At 42.4% G+C, this 1433-nt stretch carries 2 protein-coding genes; both read left to right on the top strand.

The window, feature by feature from the left end; translation table 11 throughout:
* Window positions 1-97 precede the first annotated feature (97 nt).
* Window positions 98-1039 (top strand): replication initiation protein, encoded by a 942-nt coding sequence (locus B156_RS0124665; RefSeq protein WP_018622470.1) that lies wholly within the window; start codon window positions 98-100, stop codon window positions 1037-1039.
* Window positions 1017-1238, top strand: coding sequence for a hypothetical protein (locus B156_RS0124660; protein WP_026261035.1), 222 nt, complete (start codon window positions 1017-1019; stop codon window positions 1236-1238). Before B156_RS0124665 ends, B156_RS0124660 begins: the two co-directional genes overlap by 23 nt.
* The last annotated feature ends 195 nt before the right edge of the window (window positions 1239-1433 follow it).

Raw genomic sequence — 1433 nt, 5'->3', positions numbered from 1 at the left:
TAATAAACACAGGTTTGGTCGGTAGAAAACTAAATTGTATAAACACTGATTGCGTTTATGTTTTACGTTTTTATATTTGCCTGGAAATCAATGACACATGAGTAAGCTGGAAATTTTTCAAGATAATGCGTTAACTACTGCTCGGTATGAAATGACGGAGACGGAGAAGAACTTGTTCTACATGGTAGTTGCCCAAGTCAAACGAGAAGATCCACCTACAAAAATGTACCAAGTATCGGTTAAAGACATGGCTGCCATTGTGGGTTCTGAAGAATTGAAATTTGAGTCGTATAGGAAAGCAACTGAACGTTTGAACGGGCGCATTTTTAGAACTACCCTTCCAAATGGTAATTACTTTCATGGCTCATTCATCGCATCAGCCGAATACAAAAGAGGAACTGGTATCATTGAGATTGAACTATCTCAAAAAGTAAGACCTTTCTATGTCGATCTAAATGAGCGATTTACAAAGATTCAATTAGCTGCGGCAATATCACTCAACTCGGCCTATGCAAAGCGGATTTACGAGCTTTTATGTATGTTTAAAAACATGAAAGACAAGAGGTTTCGGCGTAGTGTCGTAGATTTAAAAACGATGCTTGGCATCATTGATGAGAAAACCGGTAAGGATACTTATCCAGATTGGACTAAGTTTAAAACGAATGTATTAGACGTAGCAGGGAAAGAAATTAATGGCCATACCGACCTAACGTTTAACTACAAACCCACCTACGGAGACCGCCCAGGACGAGGTCGTAAACCAGTTGTTGAAGTCGAATTTGAAGTATTCTATCAGGCTAAGGCTGAACCTGCTCCCTTGTCGAGCCTGCACGAACGGCTGGTAAAACAATTTCGACTACGGGTAGACCAGGCCGATCAGGTGCTGGCCCTGCATTCGGTAGAAATCATTAACCGGCAGCTATACGACATCCAAACTAAAGTAGCTGGTGGTTCGGTTAAGAACATAGGCAGTTACACCGCCAAAGTATTTGGCTTAGAAACGAAGGGGAAAAAAGATGGAAACCAAAAAACCACTTGAACCAATTCCACCTATGCGACGGGGGGCAAACTCCTACAAACCCGAAGATATTCTTCGATGGGGAGTTGAACGATTTTTGGATGAAGTGGCTCCCAAAGAGCCTTTCATGATACCAGATTTAGGCTTTACAGAAGAAGAAAACCGACGGATGGACGAGATTTTGCGCGAAGAGCGCCAAGCTACTGCGGATGGTCTTTGATACGAACTTAATTATTCAACATATACGCCGGTATCAGCAATTGCCTGACCGAGCAATCATTCCAATGGTTGTAGCTGGCGAGTTGGAAGCCTTTGCGTTGAAAGCAGATTGGGGATACCAGAAAGTCTCTTTTATGCGGGCTATACTGGATTACTATCCTCTGGTAGAAGTATCACGAGCGTTAACCCCATTGTA

The sequence above is a fragment of the Spirosoma luteum DSM 19990 genome, assembly GCF_000374065.1.
Lineage (GTDB): Bacteria > Bacteroidota > Bacteroidia > Cytophagales > Spirosomataceae > Spirosoma > Spirosoma luteum.
This window is presented reverse-complemented; position numbering and strand designations above follow the sequence as displayed.